Source organism: Pseudomonas sp. JAI120 (assembly GCF_014207255.1).
Lineage (GTDB): Bacteria > Pseudomonadota > Gammaproteobacteria > Pseudomonadales > Pseudomonadaceae > Aquipseudomonas.
Genome location: NZ_JACHCZ010000007.1, coordinates 23,732 through 44,390, shown reverse-complemented (window position 1 = coordinate 44,390; position 20,659 = coordinate 23,732). Strand labels below are relative to the sequence as shown.

The following is a 20,659-nucleotide window of genomic DNA, read 5'->3' as shown; positions in this document are numbered from 1 at the left end:
ACGCCAAGGTTGTTTCAAAGAAGATGCTTTTAAAATCAAGCCGTTGTCGAAAAAGCGATGGCAGTTGGCCTGCCTGATTCTGCACGACGACACCTTGAACGTACGGTGTTCTGCACGATTCACACGCCAAAACGGCTGCGGTAGTCACTGGGGGCCAATCCGGTAATTTTTTTGAAAATGGCGCGAAAAGCGCTGGGGTCCTGGTAGCCCACGGTCCAGGCAATATGGTCGATGGTGCCGTTGGTAAACTCCAGCATCTGCCGCGCCTTGCCCACGCGCAGGTGCTGGCAGTATTCAGTGGGTTTCAAGCCGGTAGCATTGCGGAAGCGTCGCAGGAAGGTGCGCTCCTCCAGCCCCGCCTCTTGCGCCATGCTGGCGACGGACACGTCCACCGCACCACTGGCTTGTAACCCATGCTGAACCTTGAGGATGGCCGCGTCGCCATGGCTGAGGATCGGCGCGAAGTTACTGCCGCATTGGCTGGCGCTGTCGCTGTGTTCGATCACCAGGAAACGCGCGGTATCGGCGGCGACGCTCGGGCCCATCAGGCGGTCGACCAGGCGCAGGCCCAGCTCGGACCAGGCCATTAGCCCGGCCGTCGTGATCAGATCGCCGTCATCGACGATGGGTTTATCCGCTTCCAGGCGCACGGCCGGGTAACGCGCGGCAAAGGACTTTGCGGAAGACCAATGGGTGGTGGCGCTGCGCCCATCCAGCAACCCACTGCGCGCCAGCAGGATCGAGCCAATGCACACGCCGCCGAGTACGGTGCCCGCCGCGTGTTGCTGGCGAATCCACTCCAGCAACGCAGGGGGTGCCTGTTCTTCGGTGAATTCGCCAATCGACGGTGGCACCAGCACGGCCATCATCGGTTGGTCAGGGCCGGAGTGGCTGGCGAATCCCCTTGTCGGCTTGCCACTGGCGTCCACCTGCCAATGGCTGACCCGCAACAACGGCAACTGCGCAGACTTATGCTCAGCGGCGATCCGGTTGGCGACGCCGAACAGGTCGGTCAAACCATGCACGGCAGCCAGTTGCGCCCCCTGATAAATCAACACGCCCAGTTCAACCACGGCCATTGTCAGTTTTCCCCCTGTTATTGTCGGTGCAGCCAATCCCCCGCCCCGGCGCCAGCTAAGATAATGGACCCCATCACCCATCACGAGGCAATCCCCATGGCCAAGCAAGCGCTCATCCTAATCGATATCCAGAACGACTACTTCCCTCAAGGCAAGTGGCCGCTCGATGGCGTGGAAGCCGCAGCGGACAAGGCTGCGCAGGTGCTCCAGGCGTTTCGCCAGAACGGGGATGCGGTGATTCATGTGCGCCATGAGTTCACCTCCGAGGATGCACCGTTTTTCACGCCGAACTCTGAGGGCGCCTATTTGCACCCCAAGGTGCTGAACGAGGGCAGCGAGCCGGTGGTGCTTAAACACTTCGTGAATGCGTTCCGCGAAACCCATCTACGCGCCCTGCTGGAGCAGCGCAGCATCACCGAGCTGGTGATAGTCGGCAGCATGAGCCATATGTGCGTCGATGCGGTGGTGCGGGCGGCAGCGGACCTTGGCTACAAGGTCACGGTGATTCATGACGCGTGTGCCACCCGCGACCTGGAATTCAATGGTCAGGTGATTCCGGCGACGCAGGTGCATGGCGCGTATATGGCGTCGTTGGCGTTTGGCTACGCGGGCGTAGTGTCGGCGGATGAGTATTTGAAGGCGCAAGCAGCAGCGGCGTAAGCGCTGCTTGCTTCTGTGCCGTCAGCGGGTCGCGATGATAAACAGGCGCGGGAAGGGCAGTAATACGGTGCCATCCTCTAGAGCTGGATAAGCCTGTGTAATCCGCGCCTGGTATTCCTGTAGGAAGGCGGCTTTTTCGCTATCGTTCAGTGGCGCGAGGAAGGGTCGCAAGCCCGAGCCCTTGAACCACTCCACCACCGCCGCGTGATCCGCCAACGGGTGCTGGTAAGTAGTGCGCCATACGTCCACGGTGCTGCAGTGTTTGCTCAGCAACTCGTAGTAGTAGCTCGCCGAGTGGCGCTCATTGTGTTGGAACGCGCCGTTCTTTGCCGCCCATGGGCCATCTGCTGCCACTTCGCGCGCCAGCCGGTGGGCGGGTTCATTAAGGTTGTCTGGGGTTTGTACGGCGAGCGTGCCACCAGGCGACAACTGGTCGACCAGATGCGGATAGAGCGTGGCGTGGTTTGGCAGCCATTGCAGCGAGGCGTTGGCGAGGATCACGTCGAATGTCTGCGACGGGCTCCAGGCACCGATGTCCGCCAGCTCAAAGTTCAGCGCGGGAAGGCGTTTGCGGGCGTCGTCCAACATGTCGTCGGAACTGTCCATGCCGGTGACCTGCGCCAATGGGAAACGCTCGGCCAATACTTGCGTGGAATTGCCGGGGCCACACCCCAGATCGACCGCAGTGCGCACAACCATATTGGGAATGGCCGCGACCAGGTCACGGACAGGGCGCGTGCGCTGTTGTTCAAACATCGTGTACTGCTTGGCGGACCAGGTCATCACGAACTTCCTTCTTTTGAGAGGTTGGCCACAGCCTAAATCTTGGTAGTCATGAGAACAAATTCCGGGATTGCTGGCCTTCCCTGCCTGGAAAGTGTGGGGCATGAGAAACCTGCCATGGCGTCGACCACTATGCCCCTCAGTGGCGTTTAACTGTTGCAGGGCGACCATCCGAAGACGGTTTTTTCCCGCAGTGTCGCTCGAAAAACCGAGCTAAACTGATTTTTGCCCCGTGCAGACTCGGCATCAAGGGGGCGTTAGTGAAAATGCCAGCGTAGTGTCCATGGACGATTTTTCTGGCCCTTACCAGCCAAATTCATCCACATATCCATGGAGCTATGCCATGTCTTATCTGAAAACTCGCGAAGGCAATGATCTTTATTACAAGGACTGGGGCAGCGGTCAGCCCGTTGTGTTCTGTCACGGGTGGCCACTGAGCAGCGACAGCTGGGAGTCGCAGATGCTGCATTTCGCCAATAACGGTTTTCGCGCCATTGCGCATGATCGCCGTGGGCATGGCCGTTCAAGCCAGCCCTGGGATGGCAATGACATGGACCATTACGCAGATGATTTGGCGGAGCTGATCGAACACTTGGATCTGACAGATGTGATCCTTTTCGGGTTTTCTACCGGAGGCGGCGAAGTCGCGCGGTATATCGCTCGCCATGGCACTGCGCGCGTGGCCAAGGCGGGTTTGATTTGCGCCGTTACGCCACTGATGCTCAAAACCGTCAGCAACCCCCAAGGGACACCCATTGAAGTTTTCGACGCCATGCGAGCCGACTCCATAGCCAACCGCTCGCAGCTCTACCTTGATCTGGCCAGCGGCCCATTTTTCGGATTCAACCGGGAGGGCGTCGAATCCTCTCAGGGCTTGATCAATTCATTCTGGATGCAGGGTGTCATGGGCGGGCATAAAAATACTTTTGATAGCATCAAAGCGTTTTCGGAAACCGACTTCCGAGAGGACTTGAAGCACTTCAATATGCCCACGCTCATCATCCACGGCAGCGACGATCAAATCGTGCCGATACAGGCTTCTGCGTTGCAGACTAACTTCTTGATCCCGCACTCCGAACTGCTGATCTACTCGCGCGCGCCTCATGGTTTGACGGACACTCACAAGCAGCGGGTCAACGCAGATATGCTGGCCTTCGCCCTGCGTTAGGCGCCGTCAATACAAAAAAACCGCGCGGCCTTGTCGGCAGCGCGGTTTTTTTCAGCTTGCAGCGAATAGCTTTGGTACGACTCTAGAACGGGATATCGTCATCAAAGCTGTCGAAATCTGGAGCTGGCTGCGGCGCGGCCTGTTGTGGCGCTGGGCGCGACTCACGCTGTGGCTGCTGGCTTGGCTGTGGACGCGATTGCTGTGGGCGCGGTGCCGAGTTGGACATGCCACCCTGGCCTTGTTGGTCGCCCTGTGGACGGCCGCCCAGCAGTTGCATGGTGCCTTGCATGTCGACCACAATTTCAGTGGTGTAACGTTTGATGCCGTCTTTTTCCCACTCGCGGGTTTGCAGCTTGCCTTCGATGTAGACCTGCGAACCTTTGCGCAGGTACTCACCGGCGATCTCTGCCACCTTGCCGAACATCGACACACGGTGCCACTCGGTTTTCTCGACCTTCTGGCCGGTTTGCTTGTCGGTCCACTGTTCGCTGGTCGCCAGACTCAGGTTGGTCACGGCGTTACCGTTAGGCAAGTAGCGAACTTCGGGATCCTGGCCGCATGTACCGACCAATATGACTTTGTTAACCCCACGGGCCATAACGTTCTCCTATGCTGGGCGCGCTGTCGGCACTGGGTTGACCAGTTGCTCGAGCGTCGCGCGATCCAATAATTCGGTGTCCAATTTGATGTAAATGGCCGCCTCTTCCGCGACCACGACGGCATCCGTTACCCCTACGACGGCCTTCAGGCGCTCTACCAGACCGCTTTCACGGATCGCCTCAGGCGATAGCGGCAAACGCAGACTTGTGACGTAGGGAGGTTCGCGCATGGTAACAGCAAAGGCCAACCAAAGTGCAGCCAGCCCGGCGCATCCGAGGAACACAACCGACAGACCGCCATGCTGGAACATCCAGCCGCCCATGATGCCGCCCAACGCCGAGCCAAGGAACTGGCTGGTGGAATACACGCCCATCGCCGTGCCCTTGCCACCGGCCGGTGAAACCTTACTGATCAGCGAAGGCAATGAAGCCTCCAGTAGGTTGAACGCGGTGAAGAACACCACCGTGCCGATAACCAGCGCCCGTAGGCTGTCGCCGAACTGCCAGAAGAATAGTTCAGTGAGCATTAATGTCGTGACGGCGCCCAGCAAAACTCGTTTCATTTTGCGTTTCTTCTCGCCATAGATGATGAACGGGATCATGGCGAAGAACGAAATCAGCAGTGCGGTGAGGTAGACCCACCAGTGCTGTTCCTTGGGCAGCCCGGCTTTTTCCACCAGCGCCAGGGGCAAGGCGACGAAGCTGCACATCAGCATTGCGTGTAATACGAAGATACCTAAGTCCAGGCGCAACAGGTCCGGGTGCTTGAGCGTCGGCAATAGTGCCTTGCGTGCAACGCCCGACTCACGGTGCTGCAACGTGCCGGTGGAGCGCGGCACCATGAAGGCCACGATCACGATCCCGAACAATGCCATGCCGCCGGTGGCAAGGAACAAGCCGTGCAAGCCAAAGGCACGTGTCAGCAACGGGCCGACGACCATGGCCACGGCGAACGACAGGCCGATGGTCATGCCGATCATGGCCATGGCCTTGGTGCGGTGTTGCTCACGGGTCAGGTCGGACAGCAGCGCCATGACGGCAGCGGAAATCGCCCCTGCACCTTGCAGGATGCGTCCGGCAATTACGCCCCAGATCGAATCGGATTGTGCCGCGAGCACGCTGCCGAGGGCGAAGACGATCAGCCCGAGGTAAATCACCGGGCGCCGGCCAATGCGGTCGGAAATGATTCCGAACGGAATCTGAAAAATCGCCTGGGTCAGGCCATAGGCGCCAATGGCCAAGCCGATCAGCGCGGGAGTCGCGCCTGCCAGATCCATTCCATAGGTCGCCAGTACCGGCAACACCATGAACATGCCAAGCATACGGAACGCGAACACCAGGGCCAGACCGCTTGCTGCTCGGGTCTCGCCGCTACTCATGCGTTCGCTGTGGGGATCGTGCATGGAAAAACCTCGTGTGAACCGGCGGCGATTCTACCAGTCCCATCGATTGAGAGGGTATATGCGGCGCTTTGCCGCGCAGCTTTCATGTAAGGCTGCAAGCGGCCTTTTGACAGTGTATATTCATCCAGTCTTTAGCCGTATACTCCGGCATTATTTACGCCCGCCGTGCGAGGCCATCTTGGACAAGATCCTGATTCGTGGGGCTAGAACCCACAACCTGAAGAACATCGACCTGACCCTGCCCCGGGACAAACTGATCGTCATCACCGGCTTGTCCGGCTCCGGCAAATCGTCCCTGGCGTTCGATACGCTGTATGCCGAAGGTCAGCGTCGTTATGTGGAATCGCTGTCGGCCTATGCCCGTCAGTTCCTGTCGATGATGGAAAAGCCAGACGTCGACACCATTGAAGGCCTGTCGCCGGCGATTTCCATCGAACAGAAGTCGACCTCCCATAACCCGCGTTCTACCGTGGGCACCATCACCGAAATCTACGACTACCTGCGCCTGCTGTACGCGCGGGTGGGTATCCCCCGTTGCCCGGACCACGACATTCCGCTGGAGGCCCAGACCGTCAGCCAGATGGTCGACCTGGTGCTGGCCCAGCCGGAAGGCGCCAAGCTGATGCTGCTGGCGCCGGTGATTCGCGAGCGTAAGGGCGAACATCTCTCTGTATTCGAAGAGCTGCGTGCACAGGGCTTTGTACGTGCGCGCATCAACGGCAAGCTGTATGAGCTGGACGAAGCGCCGAAACTCGACAAGCAGAAGAAGCACTCGATTGATGTAGTGGTCGATCGCTTCAAGGTACGGGCCGACCTGCAGCAGCGTCTGGCGGAATCGTTCGAGACCGCGTTGAAGCTGGCAGACGGTATAGCCCTGGTGGCGCCGATGGATGACGAGCCGGGCGAGGAGATCATCTTCTCCGCACGCTTTGCCTGCCCGATCTGTGGCCACGCCATCAGCGAGCTGGAACCCAAGCTGTTCTCCTTCAACAACCCGGCCGGCGCCTGTCCGACCTGCGATGGCCTGGGCGTGAAGCAATTCTTCGACATCAAGCGCCTGGTCAACGGCGACCTGACGTTGGCGGAGGGAGCGATACGCGGCTGGGACAGGCGTAACGTCTACTATTTCCAGATGCTGGGATCGTTGGCGTCTCACTACAAGTTCAGCCTTGAAGTGCCATTCAACCAACTGCCGGCAGATCAGCAGAAGGTCATCCTCAATGGCAGTGGCTCGCAGAACGTCGACTTCAAGTACCTGAACGACCGTGGCGACATCGTCAAGCGCTCCCATCCGTTCGAAGGTATCGTGCCGAACTTGGAGCGGCGCTACCGTGAGACTGAATCGGCGAGCGTGCGCGAAGAGCTGGCGAAATTCCTCAGCACTCAACCTTGCCCGGATTGCCGGGGCACTCGCCTGCGTCGTGAAGCGCGGCATGTGTGGGTCGGCGAAAAAACCTTGCCCGCGGTGACCAACCTGCCGATCGGCGATGCCTGCGAATACTTTGGTGTACTGAAGCTGACCGGACGACGAGGGGAAATTGCCGACAAGATCCTCAAGGAAATTCGCGAGCGCTTGCAGTTCCTGGTTAACGTCGGCCTGGATTATCTATCCCTGGACCGCAGTGCCGACACCTTGTCCGGCGGTGAAGCGCAGCGGATTCGCCTGGCCAGCCAGATTGGTGCCGGCCTGGTGGGGGTGTTGTACATCCTCGATGAACCATCGATTGGTTTGCACCAGCGCGATAACGATCGCCTTCTGGGCACGTTGAAACACCTGCGGGACATCGGCAACACGGTGATCGTGGTCGAGCACGATGAAGACGCGATTCGCCTGGCGGACTACGTGGTCGACATTGGCCCAGGCGCCGGGGTGCATGGTGGGCATATTGTCGCCGAAGGCACGCCTGCCGAGGTAATGGCACACCCCGACTCGTTGACCGGCAAGTACCTGTCTGGCCGCGTGAAAATCGCAGTGCCAGCCAAGCGCACACCGCGCAACAAGAAGATGGCATTGCACCTCAAGGGCGCGCGCGGCAACAATTTGCGCAATGTAGACTTGGAAATTCCCCTGGGCCTGCTGACCTGCGTGACCGGTGTTTCCGGCTCAGGCAAGTCGACGCTGATCAACAACACATTGTTCCCCCTGAGTGCCACCGCCTTGAACGGCGCCACTACCCTGGAAGCAGCCGCGCACGACAGCATTAAGGGCCTGGAACACCTGGACAAGGTGGTCGATATTGACCAGAGCCCGATTGGCCGCACACCGCGCTCCAACCCGGCTACCTATACCGGGCTGTTCACGCCAATTAGGGAACTGTTCGCTGGCGTGCCGGAATCCCGTTCTCGGGGCTACGGTCCTGGCCGGTTCTCTTTCAACGTCAAGGGCGGGCGTTGCGAAGCGTGCCAGGGCGACGGCTTGATCAAGGTGGAGATGCACTTCCTCCCGGACATCTACGTACCGTGCGATGTGTGCAAGAGCAAGCGTTATAACCGCGAAACCCTGGAGATCAAGTACAAGGGCAAGAGTATCCATGAAACCCTTGAGATGACCATCGAGGAAGCTCGAGTGTTCTTCGACGCAGTCCCGGCGTTGGCGCGCAAGCTGCAGACATTGATGGATGTGGGTCTGTCGTATATCAAGCTGGGACAGTCGGCGACTACGTTGTCCGGTGGTGAGGCGCAACGGGTGAAGCTGTCTCGCGAGCTGTCCAAACGCGATACGGGCAAGACCTTGTATATCCTGGATGAACCAACAACCGGCCTGCACTTCGCGGATATTCAGCAGCTGCTGGACGTGTTGCACCGCTTGCGAGACCACGGCAACACCGTGGTGGTGATCGAGCATAACCTCGATGTGATCAAAACCGCCGACTGGCTGGTTGATCTAGGGCCGGAAGGCGGATCCAAGGGTGGCCAGATCATTGCCGTAGGTACCCCGGAGCAGGTCTCCGAGATGCCGCAATCGCATACTGGTTATTACTTGAAACCATTGCTGGCGCGCGACCGGGCCTGATATCAAGGCTCAATAAAAAGCCCCTGTCACTGCTGAGGTGACAGGGGCTTTTTTGTAGCCGGAAATCAGAACTGCGATTGCAGGTAATTCTCCAGCCCCACCAACTTGATCAGGCCCAGCTGCTTTTCCAGCCAGTAGGTGTGATCTTCTTCGGTATCGTTCAACTGCACGCGCAGGATTTCCCGCGTGACGAAGTCGCTGTGCTGCTCGCAGAGTTCGATGCCCTTGCAGAGCGCGGCACGCACTTTGTATTCAAGGCGAAGATCGGCTGCGAGCATATCAGGTACGCTGGTGCCCACGTCCAGGTCGTCGGGACGCATACGTGGCGTGCCTTCGAGCATCAGGATACGGCGCATCAGTGCATCGGCGTGCTGTGCCTCTTCTTCCATTTCGTGGTTGATACGCTCGTAGAGTTCGGTAAAACCCCAGTCTTCGTACATACGCGAATGGATGAAATATTGGTCACGAGCGGCCAGTTCGCCCGTCAGCAACGTGTTGAGGTAATCGATTACGTCGGGGTGACCTTGCATCGCTCTACATCTCCCTGCTTGAAAGTCTGTAGTTTGAACCATGATGACTCGGAGGTCACTGGACTAACGGCAGAAAAGTGAAGATTTCCGGAGAAAAGTAGCTGAAATAACGCAAAAACCGCCCAAATGAGGGCGGTTCTGCTTATCGTTTAGAGTCAGTTAAGCGATACACCCAGTGCCTTTGCGATTGCTTCTCCATAAGCAGGATCTGCCTTATAGAAGTGCTGCAATTGACGCTGGACCACATCACTGGAAACTCCGCCCATTGCCCCCGCGATGTTGCTGGTGAGCAATGTCTTCTGCTCATCGCTCATCAGGCGGAACAGCGCACCGGCATGGCTGTAGTAGTCGGTGTCTTCACGGTGATCGTAACGATCAGCTGCACCGCTCAAAGCCAACGCTGGCTCGGCGTACTGAGGCGCTTGCTTTGGTGCTTCGGCGTAGCTGTTCGGTTCGTAGTTCGGAGTCGCACCACCATTGCTGCCAAATGCCATCGAGCCATCACGCTGGTAGCTGTTCACCGGGCTGCGTGCAGCGTTCACCGGCAGTTGCTGGTGGTTGGTACCCACTCGGTAGCGGTGAGCATCTGCGTAAGCGAATACGCGGCCTTGCAGCATGCGGTCTGGCGATAAGCCAACACCTGGAACCATGTTGCTTGGACCGAATGCTGCCTGCTCCACTTCAGCGAAGTAGTTCTGCGGGTTACGGTTAAGCTCCAACTCGCCCACTTCAATCAACGGAAACTCTTTCTGCGACCAGGTTTTGGTCACATCAAACGGATTCTCGTAATGAGCATTAGCTTGGGCTTCGGTCATGATCTGGATGCAAACCCGCCATTTCGGGAAGTCACCACGCTCGATCGCACCAAACAGATCACGCTGGGCATAATCAGGATCGATACCGGCCAAGCGTGCAGCCTCAGCCGGCGCCAGGTTCTTGATACCTTGCTTGGTCTTGTAGTGCCACTTCACCCAGTGCCGCTCGCCGTTGGCGTTAATCAAGCTGTAGGTGTGGCTACCAAAGCCGTGCATATGACGGTAGCCATCGGGAATGCCACGGTCCGAAAACAGAATGGTGACCTGATGCAGCGCTTCGGGAGAGTGCGACCAGAAGTCCCACATCATTTGCGCGCTTTTCAGGTTACTTTGCGGCAAGCGCTTCTGAGTATGGATGAAATCTGGGAATTTCAGCGGATCGCGTATGAAGAACACCGGCGTGTTGTTACCCACGATGTCCCAATTGCCTTCTTCGGTGTAGAACTTCAAGGCAAAACCACGGGGATCGCGCTCAGTGTCTGCCGAACCACGCTCACCACCCACAGTGGAGAAACGCAGGAACGTTGGAGTTTGCTTACCAACGGACTCGAACAATTTGGCGCTGGTGTACTGGGTAATGTCTCGGGTGACCGTGAAGGTACCGTAGGCACCCGACCCCTTGGCGTGCACGCGACGCTCAGGGATGTTTTCGCGGTTGAAATGGGCAAGCTTCTCGATCAGGTGAAAATCGTCAAGAAGCAGCGGGCCGCGCGGGCCGGCTGAACGGGAATTCTGGTTGTCCGCAACGGGAGCGCCGCTGGCGGTGGTAAGGATTTTATTCTGGCTCATGCTCAATTTTCCTCAGGTCGGACTTGGAACTGCCGGCTAATCGGCCTGGAGGAAGTATTGCCGATCAAGATGACACCATCAAATTTATTAAATCATGGTCTTTGATAGAGAATAACTAACCAACCACCAGTACAAAATTGGGAGCTTAGGAAAGTCGGCAGCGACCTGAAAAATATAGATCGCTTTTGCTACACCCACAAAAAACCGGGCACTGGGCCCGGTTCTTAGTTACAGCTTGTCGTCTTACTCGGCGCTTACAGCTTCGCCAGCAGTAGCACGATCAACCAACTCGACGTACGCCATAGGCGCGTTGTCGCCAGCGCGGAAACCGCACTTGAGGATGCGCAGGTAGCCACCCTCACGGGTAGCGTAACGCTTGCCCAGGTCGTTGAAGAGCTTACCAACGATAGCTTTCGAACGAGTACGGTCGAAAGCCAGACGGCGGTTAGCCAGGCTGTCTGTCTTGGCCAAAGTGATCAGCGGCTCAGCAACGCGACGCAGTTCTTTAGCTTTCGGCAGTGTAGTTTTGATCAGCTCGTGCTCGAACAGCGACACCGCCATGTTTTGAAACATGGCCTTGCGGTGCGAGCTGGTACGGCTCAGGTGACGACCACTTTTACGATGACGCATGGTTCATTCCTTACCAAACTCACGTTCGGTGATTACGACGATCAGGCAGTCGCCTTGTCGTCCTTCTTAAGACTTGCAGGCGGCCAGTTGTCGAGGCGCATGCCGAGGGACAGACCGCGGGAGGCCAGAACGTCCTTGATTTCAGTCAAGGATTTCTTGCCCAGGTTCGGAGTCTTCAACAGTTCTACTTCGGTACGCTGAATCAGGTCGCCGATGTAGTAAATGTTTTCCGCCTTAAGGCAGTTAGCCGAACGTACAGTCAGTTCCAGATCGTCAACCGGGCGAAGCAGGATCGGATCGATCTCGTCTTCCTGCTCGATTACCACTGGTTCGCTGTCACCTTTGAGGTCGACGAACGCAGCCAACTGCTGTTGCAGAATGGTTGCAGCGCGGCGGATAGCCTCTTCAGGATCCAGAGTACCGTTGGTTTCCAGATCAATAACCAGCTTGTCCAGGTTAGTACGCTGCTCGACACGGGCGTTTTCCACCACGTATGCGATACGGCGAACCGGGCTGAACGAAGAGTCAAGCTGCAAGCGACCAATGCTGCGGCTTTCGTCTTCATCGCTCTGACGCGAGTCGGCCGGTTCATAACCACGACCACGAGCTACGGTGAGCTTCATGTTCAGGGCGCCGTTAGACGCCAGGTTAGCGATTACGTGATCGGGGTTAACGATCTCGACATCATGATCCAGCTGAATATCGGCAGCGGTAACCACCCCCGAACCCTTCTTCGACAAGGTCAGCGTAACTTCGTCACGGCCGTGCAGCTTGATAGCCAGACCTTTAAGGTTCAACAGGATTTCAATTACGTCTTCCTGTACACCTTCGATGGCGCTGTACTCGTGGAGCACACCGTCAATCTCGGCCTCGACTACTGCACAGCCGGGCATTGAGGACAACAGGATGCGGCGCAGCGCGTTGCCCAGGGTGTGGCCAAAACCACGCTCGAGAGGCTCGAGAGTGATCTTGGCGCGGGTTGGACTGACAACCTGCACATCAATGTGGCGGGGTGTCAGGAACTCATTTACCGAAATCTGCATGGATGCACCTATTTTCTAGCCCTTACTTGGAGTAGAGCTCGACAATCAGGCTTTCGTTGATGTCGGCGGACAGATCACTGCGAGCAGGAACGTTCTTGAAAACGCCCGACTTCTTCTCAGTGTCTACTTCTACCCATTCTACGCGGCCACGTTGGGCACACAGATCGAGAGCTTGGACAATGCGAAGTTGGTTTTTTGCTTTCTCGCGAACTGCGACCACGTCACCAGCACGAACCTGGTAGGACGGAACGTTTACGGTCTGACCGTTAACGCTGATCGACTTGTGCGATACCAGCTGACGGGATTCGGCACGAGTCGAACCAAAGCCCATACGGTATACAACGTTGTCCAGACGGCATTCGAGCAGTTGCAGCAGGTTTTCACCGGTTGCACCTTTCTTGCCAGCAGCTTCTTTGTAGTAGCCGCTGAACTGACGCTCGAGAACGCCGTAGATACGACGGACCTTCTGCTTTTCACGCAGTTGGGTGCCGTAATCGGACTGGCGACCGCGGCGTTGGCCGTGGATACCAGGTGCTGCTTCAATGTTGCACTTCGATTCGATCGCGCGCACGCCGCTCTTCAGGAAGAGATCGGTGCCTTCGCGACGAGCGAGTTTGCATTTTGGACCAATGTAACGAGCCATTCTTTACAATCTCCTGGATTACACGCGGCGCTTCTTCGGCGGACGGCACCCGTTGTGCGGGATTGGCGTCACGTCGGTGATGCTGGCGATCTTATAGCCACAGCCGTTCAAAGCACGGACAGCAGACTCACGACCTGGACCTGGACCCTTGACGTTAACGTCGAGGTTTTTCAGGCCATATTCCAGCGCAGCTTGACCAGCACGTTCAGCAGCTACTTGAGCAGCAAACGGGGTGGACTTGCGGGAACCGCGGAAACCCGAACCACCGGAGGTAGCCCAAGAAAGCGCGTTACCTTGACGGTCGGTGATGGTCACGATGGTGTTGTTAAAAGATGCATGGATGTGGGCGATGCCATCAACCACTGTCTTTTTAACTTTTTTACGAGGACGAGCAGCAGGTTTTGCCATGATAATTTTCCTGTCGATTCGCTGGGGCGATTACTTGCGGATCGGCTTACGCGGACCTTTACGGGTACGCGCGTTAGTCTTGGTACGCTGACCGCGTACTGGAAGACCACGACGATGACGCAGACCGCGATAGCAACCGAGGTCCATCAAACGCTTGATTTTCATGTTGATTTCGCGACGCAGGTCACCTTCAGTGGTGAACTTCGCCACTTCGCCACGCAGCAATTCAATCTGCTCGTCGCTCAGATCCTTGATCTTAGCGGCTGGGTTTACCCCAGCAACCGCGCAAATCTTCTGCGCAGTAGTGCGACCAACACCATAGATGTAGGTCAGCGAGATAACAGTGTGCTTGTTATCTGGAATGTTAACGCCTGCAATACGGGCCATTCAGTGGGACTCCAATTGACAGCTACCTACGCCCCGGAAGCCAAGAAATAGGGCGCGAGATAATATCGCTGTAATAACAAATAATCAACCCGGCAGCGCACTAGCTGCCGGGCTTCAAGCGGATCACACTCAGCCTTGGCGCTGTTTGTGACGCGGTTCCGCGCTGCAAATTACTCGAACAACACCTTCGCGGCGAATAATCTTGCAGTTACGGCACAGCTTTTTCACCGATGCACGAACTTTCATCACCAACTCCTCGAACCTTATGGGTACTCAGCGCAACATGCCGCTGCCGTAACCCTTCAGGTTGGCTTTCTTCATCAGGGATTCGTACTGGTGCGAAACGAGGTGCGATTGTACTTGGGACATGAAGTCCATCACAACCACGACCACGATCAGCAACGAGGTCCCGCCAAGGTAGAACGGAACGTTTGCTGCAACCACCAGGAACTGGGGCAACAAGCACACGGCCGTCATATATAGAGCACCGAACAGGGTCAAACGAGTCAGAACGCCATCAATGTAGCGTGCAGACTGCTCACCTGGACGAATACCCGGAATAAAGGCACCGGACTTCTTCAGGTTTTCCGCTACGTCTTTCGGATTGAACATCAACGCCGTATAGAAGAAGCAGAAGAAAATAATCCCTGCACTAAACAGCAGAATATTCAACGGCTGACCAGGAGCGATCGACTGAGAGAGGTCCTGCAGCCAGCCCATATTTTCAGACTGACCAAACCAGGTACCCAACGAAGCCGGAAACAGCAAAATGCTGCTCGCGAAAATTGCCGGAATAACACCGGCCATATTCACTTTCAGCGGCAAGTGGCTGGTCTGCGCAGCAAAAACCTTACGGCCCTGCTGACGCTTGGCGTAGTGAACAGCAATACGACGCTGGCCACGCTCAATGAACACCACAAAACCGATAATCGCTACTGCCAGCAAACCGATGGCAACCAGGGCAAAGATATTGATATCACCCTGACGCGCAGACTCGAAAGACTGCCCGATTGCTCTCGGAAGACCGGCGACGATACCTGCGAAAATCAACATCGAGATACCGTTACCAACACCACGCTCAGTAATCTGCTCACCCAGCCACATCATGAACATCGCACCAGCCACAAAAGTGGATACCGCGACGAAATGGAAGCCAAAGTCACCAGTGAACGCAACACCCTGCCCCGCCAAGCCAACGGACATGCCGATAGCTTGAACCAGGGCGAGGATGACAGTGCCGTAGCGGGTGTACTGGCTAATCTTGCGACGGCCAGCTTCACCTTCCTTCTTCAACTGCTCCAGCTGCGGGCTGACGGCGGTCATCAGTTGCATGATGATCGATGCCGAGATGTACGGCATGATCCCCAGTGCAAAAATGCTCATCCGTTCCAGCGCGCCGCCAGAAAACATGTTGAACAAGCTAAGAATGGTCCCCTCATTCTGTCGAAACAGGTCTGCGAGTCGGTCCGGGTTGATACCTGGAACCGGGATGTGTGCGCCTATTCGGTAGACGATAATCGCCAGGAACAGAAAACGCAGACGAGCCCAAAGTTCAGACATACCGCCTTTGCCGAGCGCTGAGAGAGCACCTTGCTTAGCCATTTATTCCTCGAACTTGCCGCCAGCTGCTTCGATAGCCGAACGCGCACCTTTGGTGGCGCCGATTCCCTTGCCGATAGTGACAGCGCGAGTCACTTCACCGGACAGCATGATTTTCACACGCTGTACGTTGACGTTGATCACGTTGGCATCTTTCAGGGTCTGCACAGTAACGATGTCGCCTTCCACTTTAGCCAGCTCGGACAGACGCACTTCTGCGCGGTCCATGGCCTTCAGGGAAACGAAACCGAACTTAGGCAGGCGACGATGCAGCGGCTGTTGACCGCCTTCAAAGCCTGGAGCAATGGTGCCACCGGAGCGGGAGGTTTGACCTTTGTGGCCACGGCCACCAGTCTTACCCAAACCGCTACCGATACCACGGCCCGGACGATGCTTTTCGCGACGGGAACCCGGCGCTGGACTCAGATCATTGAGTTTCATCGATTAACCCTCGACACGCAGCATGTAGTAAGCCTTGTTGATCATCCCGCGATTCTCGGGAGTATCCTGGACTTCTACAGTGTGACCGATGCGACGCAGACCCAAACCCTTAACGCACAATTTGTGGTTAGGGATGCGGCCGGTCATGCTTTTGATCAGCGTTACTTTAACGGTAGCCATGATCAGAAGATCTCCTTGACGCTTTTGCCACGCTTGGCGGCAATGGATTCAGGAGATTGCATAGCTTTCAAACCTTTGAAAGTGGCGTGAACCACGTTTACCGGGTTAGTCGAGCCATAGCACTTGGCCAGAACGTTCTGAACACCAGCAACCTCGAGGACAGCACGCATAGCGCCGCCAGCGATGATACCGGTACCTTCAGAAGCAGGCTGCATGTACACCTTCGAAGCGCCGTGAGCGGACTTCATTGCGTACTGCAGCGTGGTGCCGTTCAGATCAACTTGGATCATGTTGCGACGAGCAGCTTCCATTGCCTTCTGGATCGCAGCAGGCACTTCACGTGACTTGCCACGGCCGAAGCCAACGCGCCCTTTACCATCACCAACCACGGTCAACGCGGTGAAAGTGAAGATACGGCCGCCTTTAACGGTTTTGGCTACGCGGTTAACTTGAACCAGCTTCTCAATGTAGCCTTCGTCGCGCTTTTGGTCGTTATTTGACATAACTTAGAACTCCAGCCCAGCTTCACGAGCAGCATCAGCCAGCGCTTTAACGCGGCCGTGGTACTTGAAGCCAGAGCGGTCGAAAGCCACTTGCGAGACGCCGGCGGCCTTAGCACGCGTAGCGACCAGCTGGCCAACCTTTGTGGCCGCGTCGATGTTGCCAGTGGCACCATCACGCAGTTCTTTATCCAAAGTCGAGGCGCTGGCCAAGACTTTGTTGCCGTCGGCCGAGATGACCTGGGCGTAGATGTGCTGCGACGAGCGGAACACGCAGAGACGCACGACTTCGAGTTCGTGCATTTTCAGGCGTGCTTTGCGAGCGCGACGCAGTCGAGTAACTTTTTTGTCGGTCATTTGCTATGCCCTACTTCTTCTTGGCTTCTTTACGACGGACGACTTCGTCCGCGTAGCGCACACCTTTGCCTTTGTACGGCTCTGGTGGACGGAAGTCGCGGATCTCAGCAGCCACTTGACCTACCAGTTGCTTATCGATGCCCTTGATCAGGATATCGGTCTGGCTAGGAGTCTCAGCGGTGATGCCTTCCGGCAGTTCGTAATCCACTGGGTGCGAGAAGCCAAGGGCCAGGTTCAAAACCGTGCCTTTTGCTTGCGCTTTGTAACCAACACCGACCAGCTGGAGCTTACGCTCGAAGCCTTGGCTTACGCCTTGGACCATGTTGTTTACCAACGCACGCGTGGTACCAGCCATTGCGCGAGTTTGTTGATCGCCATTGCGAGCAGCGAAACGCAGCTCACCAGCTTCTTCAACGATCTCAACGGACGAATGGATATTCAGTTCAAGAGTGCCCTTGGCACCCTTCACCGAAAGCTGTTGGCCTGCGAATTTGACTTCGACACCGGCTGGCAGCTTAACGGGGTTCTTAGCGACGCGAGACATGCTTATCCCCCCTTAGAACACAGTGCAAAGAACTTCGCCGCCGACACCGGCAGCGCGCGCAGCACGATCCGTCATCACACCTTTGTTGGTGGAGACGATAGACACGCCCAGACCGCCACGAACTTTCGGCAGATCTTCAGCGGACTTGTACTGACGCAGGCCTGGACGGCTAACGCGCTTCACTTCCTCGATGACCGAACGGCCTTCGAAGTACTTCAGCTCGATGGACAGCAGTGGTTTGATTTCGCTGCTGATCTGATAACCCGCAATGTAGCCTTCGTCTTTCAGGACTTTGGCAACAGCAACCTTCAACTTGGAAGATGGCATGCTTACGACGGACTTTTCAGCCATCTGGGCATTACGGATACGAGTTAGCATGTCCGCTAACGGGTCCTGCATACTCATGGGCTAGACGCTCCTAATACAAAAAAATTAGCCTTGCGGCTACATATGTCGCTGAGAATCTCCGGGTAAAAAACACGGGCTCAGGCGAGCCGCGTATTTTAGACACACTCCGGAAATGAAACAAGCCCCAAAAGGGGCTTGTTCCAGATTCAGGGTCACCGGCGGTCAGTATCTTTCGATTCAGACCACCTGGACGCTGAAAGTACTTACCAGCTGGCTTTAACCAAACCTGGTACGTCACCACGCATTGCCGCTTCACGCAATTTGTTACGGCCGAGGCCGAACTTGCGGTAAACGCCGTGTGGACGACCGGTCAGGCGGCAGCGGTTACGCATGCGCGAAGCGCTTGCGTCACGTGGCTGCTTCTGCAGGGCAACTGTAGCTTCCCAACGCGCTTCTGGACTTGCGTTCAGATCAACGATGATTGCTTTCAGTGCTGCACGCTTCTTGGCGTACTTGGCAACCGTGAGCTGACGCTTCAGCTCGCGGTTTTTCATGCTCATCTTGGCCATGGTCCTACTCCAATCAGTTGCGGAACGGGAATTTGAAAGCACGCAACAGGGCGCGACCTTCATCATCGTTCTTGGCAGTGGTGGTCAGGGTGATGTCCAGACCGCGGAGAGCATCGATCTTGTCGTAGTCGATTTCCGGGAAGATGATCTGCTCTTTCACGCCCATGCTGTAGTTACCACGACCATCGAAGGACTTGGCATTCAGGCCGCGGAAGTCGCGAACCCGAGGCAGGGAGATCGACAGCAGACGATCCAGGAATTCGTACATACGCTCACGGCGCAGAGTCACTTTGACGCCGATCGGCCAACCTTCACGGACTTTAAAGCCAGCGATGGATTTCCGAGCGTAAGTCACAACGACTTTTTGACCGGTGATCTTTTCCAGGTCAGCAACAGCGTGCTCGATGACTTTTTTGTCGCCGATCGCTTCGCCCAGACCCATGTTCAGGGTGATTTTGGTAACGCGCGGAACTTCCATCACGTTCCCGAGCTTAAGTTCTTCCTTAAGCTTGGGGGCGATTTCCTTCCGGTAAATCTCTTGTAGTCGTGCCATGGTCTTATCTACCTAGCAGTGTTCAAGCATCAACCGCTTTTTGGGTCGACTTGAAGACACGAATTTTCTTACCGTCTTCTACTTTGAAACCAACGCGGTCAGCCTTGTTGGTTTCGCCATTGAAGATGGCGACGTTAGAAGCGTGCAGTGGCGCTTCTTTCTCGACGATACCGCCTTGTACGCCCGACATCGGGTTAGGCTTGGTATGACGCTTGACCAGGTTCAGACCACCAACAACCAGACGGTCGTCAGCGAGAACCTTCAGCACCTTACCGCGCTTACCTTTGTCTTTGCCGGCGATCACGATGATCTCGTCGTCACGACGAATCTTTTGCATGTCGGATCTCCTTACAGCACTTCTGGGGCGAGCGAGACGATCTTCATGAACTTCTCAGTACGAAGTTCACGGGTCACTGGCCCAAAGATACGGGTGCCGATCGGCTCTTGCTTGTTGTTCAGAAGAACAGCAGCGTTGCCATCAAAGCGGATAATGGAGCCATCTGCACGGCGTACGCCGTGACGAGTGCGGACTACAACAGCAGTCATCACTTGGCCTTTTTTCACCTTACCGCGAGGAATTGCTTCCTTCACGGTAACTTTGATGATGTCACCGATACCAGCGTAACGACGATGGGAGCCACCCAGCACCTTGATGCACATAACACGGCGAGCGCCGCTGTTATCGGCCACATCGAGCATGGATTGAGTCTGAATCATATAATTTCTCCGACCCCTAGTCCTTAGACTTCCACAGCGCGTTCGAGAACATCAACCAATGCCCAAGACTTAGTCTTGGCCAGCGGACGAGTTTCACGAATAGTGACTTTGTCGCCGATGTGGCACTGGTTGGTTTCGTCGTGCGCGTGCAGCTTAGTCGAACGCTTAACATATTTACCGTAGATCGGGTGCTTAACGCGACGCTCGATCAAAACGGTGATGGTTTTGTCCATCTTGTCGCTGACAACACGGCCAGTCAGCGTACGGACAGTCTTTTCGGCTTCAGCCATGATCACTTACCTGCCTGCTGGTTGAGCACAGTCTTCACGCGAGCAATGTCACGCTTAACTTGCGAGAGCAGATGAGACTGCCCCAACTGGCCAGTTGCTTTCTGCATACGCAGATTGAACTGGTCGCGCAGCAGGCCGAGCAGTTGCTCGTTCAGCTGCTGTGCGGATTTTTCACGAAGTTCATTCGCTTTCATCACATCACCGTCCGTTTAACAAAGGCGGTGGCGAGCGGCAGCTTTGCAGCAGCCAGGGCAAAAGCCTCACGCGCCAGCTCTTCAGTTACACCCTCGATTTCATACAGGACTTTGCCTGGCTGAATCTGGGCTACCCAGTATTCCACGTTACCCTTACCTTTACCCATCCGAACCTCGAGAGGTTTTTTGGAGATCGGCTTGTCCGGGAATACACGGATCCAGATCTTGCCGCCACGTTTTACGTGACGGGTCAGTGCACGACGCGCTGACTCGATCTGACGAGCGGTGAGACGACCACGAGCTACAGACTTCAGCGCGAACTCGCCGAAGCTGACTTTGCTACCGCGCTGAGCCAGACCACGATTGTGGCCTGTCATCTGCTTGCGGAACTTCGTACGCTTTGGTTGCAACATTTGG

General features: G+C 56.3%; 29 protein-coding genes. 3 read left to right on the top strand and 26 right to left on the bottom strand.

Annotation, left to right across the window (positions count from 1 at the left end):
* Positions 1-119: 119 nt before the first annotated feature.
* On the bottom strand, positions 120-1,079 hold the full coding sequence (locus HDC32_RS27695; RefSeq protein WP_167656704.1) for a GlxA family transcriptional regulator: 960 nt from the start codon (positions 1,077-1,079) through the stop codon (positions 120-122).
* Positions 1,080-1,175: 96 nt separating this feature from the next.
* Here HDC32_RS27695 and HDC32_RS27690 point away from each other — a divergent pair, with 96 nt between their 5' ends.
* Positions 1,176-1,739, top strand: a complete 564-nt coding sequence (locus HDC32_RS27690) for a cysteine hydrolase family protein (RefSeq protein WP_131700337.1) — start codon at positions 1,176-1,178, stop codon at positions 1,737-1,739.
* Between the two features lie 21 nt (positions 1,740-1,760).
* Here HDC32_RS27690 and tam read toward each other — a convergent pair whose 3' ends face one another.
* Positions 1,761-2,522: a trans-aconitate 2-methyltransferase gene (tam, locus tag HDC32_RS27685; protein WP_145336804.1), complete on the bottom strand. Its 762-nt coding sequence runs from the start codon at positions 2,520-2,522 to the stop codon at positions 1,761-1,763.
* Between the two features lie 343 nt (positions 2,523-2,865).
* On the opposite strand from tam, the gene HDC32_RS27680 reads away from it, so the two are divergent.
* A complete protein-coding gene (locus HDC32_RS27680) occupies positions 2,866-3,690 on the top strand; it encodes an alpha/beta fold hydrolase (RefSeq protein ID WP_145336806.1) in 825 nt (274 codons plus the stop codon).
* 82 nt (positions 3,691-3,772) lie between these two features.
* Here the strand turns inward: HDC32_RS27680 and HDC32_RS27675 are convergent, their stop codons facing one another.
* Positions 3,773-4,288 carry a single-stranded DNA-binding protein gene (locus HDC32_RS27675; protein WP_003232445.1) on the bottom strand — a complete coding sequence of 172 codons (516 nt, stop codon included), beginning with the start codon at positions 4,286-4,288 and terminating at the stop codon, positions 3,773-3,775.
* 9 nt (positions 4,289-4,297) lie between these two features.
* Positions 4,298-5,692 (bottom strand): MFS transporter, encoded by a 1,395-nt coding sequence (locus HDC32_RS27670; RefSeq protein WP_145336807.1) that lies wholly within the window; start codon positions 5,690-5,692, stop codon positions 4,298-4,300.
* Between the two features lie 178 nt (positions 5,693-5,870).
* Here HDC32_RS27670 and uvrA point away from each other — a divergent pair, with 178 nt between their 5' ends.
* Positions 5,871-8,705: an excinuclease ABC subunit UvrA gene (uvrA, locus tag HDC32_RS27665; RefSeq protein ID WP_065925355.1), complete on the top strand. Its 2,835-nt coding sequence runs from the start codon at positions 5,871-5,873 to the stop codon at positions 8,703-8,705.
* A 65-nt stretch (positions 8,706-8,770) separates the two neighbouring features.
* Here uvrA and bfr read toward each other — a convergent pair whose 3' ends face one another.
* The 22 genes from bfr to rplP form a co-directional block, all read right to left on the bottom strand.
* On the bottom strand, positions 8,771-9,235 hold the full coding sequence (gene bfr, locus HDC32_RS27660; protein ID WP_032884537.1) for a bacterioferritin: 465 nt from the start codon (positions 9,233-9,235) through the stop codon (positions 8,771-8,773).
* A gap of 155 nt (positions 9,236-9,390) precedes the next feature.
* Positions 9,391-10,839: a catalase gene (locus HDC32_RS27655; RefSeq protein ID WP_184746259.1), complete on the bottom strand. Its 1,449-nt coding sequence runs from the start codon at positions 10,837-10,839 to the stop codon at positions 9,391-9,393.
* A 243-nt stretch (positions 10,840-11,082) separates the two neighbouring features.
* Positions 11,083-11,469 carry a 50S ribosomal protein L17 gene (rplQ, locus tag HDC32_RS27650; RefSeq protein WP_003176402.1) on the bottom strand — a complete coding sequence of 129 codons (387 nt, stop codon included), beginning with the start codon at positions 11,467-11,469 and terminating at the stop codon, positions 11,083-11,085.
* A 41-nt stretch (positions 11,470-11,510) separates the two neighbouring features.
* Complete coding sequence (locus tag HDC32_RS27645) at positions 11,511-12,512, bottom strand: DNA-directed RNA polymerase subunit alpha (protein WP_003176403.1); 1,002 nt, start codon at positions 12,510-12,512, stop codon at positions 11,511-11,513.
* A gap of 22 nt (positions 12,513-12,534) precedes the next feature.
* On the bottom strand, positions 12,535-13,155 hold the full coding sequence (gene rpsD / locus HDC32_RS27640) for a 30S ribosomal protein S4 (RefSeq protein WP_003176404.1): 621 nt from the start codon (positions 13,153-13,155) through the stop codon (positions 12,535-12,537).
* 18 nt (positions 13,156-13,173) lie between these two features.
* Positions 13,174-13,563, bottom strand: coding sequence for a 30S ribosomal protein S11 (rpsK, locus tag HDC32_RS27635; protein ID WP_002555466.1), 390 nt, complete (start codon positions 13,561-13,563; stop codon positions 13,174-13,176).
* Between the two features lie 30 nt (positions 13,564-13,593).
* Positions 13,594-13,950: a 30S ribosomal protein S13 gene (gene rpsM / locus HDC32_RS27630; protein ID WP_024077676.1), complete on the bottom strand. Its 357-nt coding sequence runs from the start codon at positions 13,948-13,950 to the stop codon at positions 13,594-13,596.
* Between the two features lie 129 nt (positions 13,951-14,079).
* Complete coding sequence (rpmJ, locus tag HDC32_RS27625) at positions 14,080-14,196, bottom strand: 50S ribosomal protein L36 (protein ID WP_002555468.1); 117 nt, start codon at positions 14,194-14,196, stop codon at positions 14,080-14,082.
* 27 nt (positions 14,197-14,223) lie between these two features.
* A complete protein-coding gene (secY, locus tag HDC32_RS27620; protein ID WP_003176406.1) occupies positions 14,224-15,552 on the bottom strand; it encodes a preprotein translocase subunit SecY in 1,329 nt (442 codons plus the stop codon).
* Entirely contained in the window at positions 15,553-15,990 is a 438-nt protein-coding gene (gene rplO / locus HDC32_RS27615) for a 50S ribosomal protein L15 (RefSeq protein ID WP_003176407.1), read from the bottom strand.
* A 3-nt stretch (positions 15,991-15,993) separates the two neighbouring features.
* Entirely contained in the window at positions 15,994-16,170 is a 177-nt protein-coding gene (rpmD, locus tag HDC32_RS27610; protein WP_003176408.1) for a 50S ribosomal protein L30, read from the bottom strand.
* 2 nt (positions 16,171-16,172) lie between these two features.
* A complete protein-coding gene (gene rpsE, locus HDC32_RS27605) occupies positions 16,173-16,673 on the bottom strand; it encodes a 30S ribosomal protein S5 (RefSeq protein ID WP_003186035.1) in 501 nt (166 codons plus the stop codon).
* Between the two features lie 3 nt (positions 16,674-16,676).
* Positions 16,677-17,027 carry a 50S ribosomal protein L18 gene (rplR, locus tag HDC32_RS27600; RefSeq protein WP_003186037.1) on the bottom strand — a complete coding sequence of 117 codons (351 nt, stop codon included), beginning with the start codon at positions 17,025-17,027 and terminating at the stop codon, positions 16,677-16,679.
* Positions 17,028-17,037: 10 nt separating this feature from the next.
* A complete protein-coding gene (gene rplF / locus HDC32_RS27595) occupies positions 17,038-17,571 on the bottom strand; it encodes a 50S ribosomal protein L6 (protein WP_003176412.1) in 534 nt (177 codons plus the stop codon).
* A gap of 12 nt (positions 17,572-17,583) precedes the next feature.
* Positions 17,584-17,976, bottom strand: coding sequence for a 30S ribosomal protein S8 (gene rpsH, locus HDC32_RS27590; RefSeq protein ID WP_003176413.1), 393 nt, complete (start codon positions 17,974-17,976; stop codon positions 17,584-17,586).
* A gap of 206 nt (positions 17,977-18,182) precedes the next feature.
* Positions 18,183-18,488 (bottom strand): 30S ribosomal protein S14, encoded by a 306-nt coding sequence (gene rpsN, locus HDC32_RS27585; protein ID WP_003176414.1) that lies wholly within the window; start codon positions 18,486-18,488, stop codon positions 18,183-18,185.
* A gap of 13 nt (positions 18,489-18,501) precedes the next feature.
* Positions 18,502-19,041 (bottom strand): 50S ribosomal protein L5, encoded by a 540-nt coding sequence (gene rplE / locus HDC32_RS27580; RefSeq protein ID WP_003194642.1) that lies wholly within the window; start codon positions 19,039-19,041, stop codon positions 18,502-18,504.
* A 22-nt stretch (positions 19,042-19,063) separates the two neighbouring features.
* Positions 19,064-19,378, bottom strand: coding sequence for a 50S ribosomal protein L24 (gene rplX, locus HDC32_RS27575; protein WP_007896770.1), 315 nt, complete (start codon positions 19,376-19,378; stop codon positions 19,064-19,066).
* An 11-nt stretch (positions 19,379-19,389) separates the two neighbouring features.
* A complete protein-coding gene (rplN, locus tag HDC32_RS27570; protein ID WP_002555479.1) occupies positions 19,390-19,758 on the bottom strand; it encodes a 50S ribosomal protein L14 in 369 nt (122 codons plus the stop codon).
* 23 nt (positions 19,759-19,781) lie between these two features.
* A complete protein-coding gene (rpsQ, locus tag HDC32_RS27565; protein WP_003176419.1) occupies positions 19,782-20,048 on the bottom strand; it encodes a 30S ribosomal protein S17 in 267 nt (88 codons plus the stop codon).
* Between the two features lie 2 nt (positions 20,049-20,050).
* Positions 20,051-20,242, bottom strand: coding sequence for a 50S ribosomal protein L29 (gene rpmC / locus HDC32_RS27560; protein WP_002555481.1), 192 nt, complete (start codon positions 20,240-20,242; stop codon positions 20,051-20,053).
* Positions 20,242-20,655 (bottom strand): 50S ribosomal protein L16, encoded by a 414-nt coding sequence (gene rplP / locus HDC32_RS27555; protein ID WP_003232424.1) that lies wholly within the window; start codon positions 20,653-20,655, stop codon positions 20,242-20,244. The genes rpmC and rplP overlap by 1 nt, the downstream gene beginning before the upstream one ends.
* Positions 20,656-20,659: the final 4 nt, after the last annotated feature.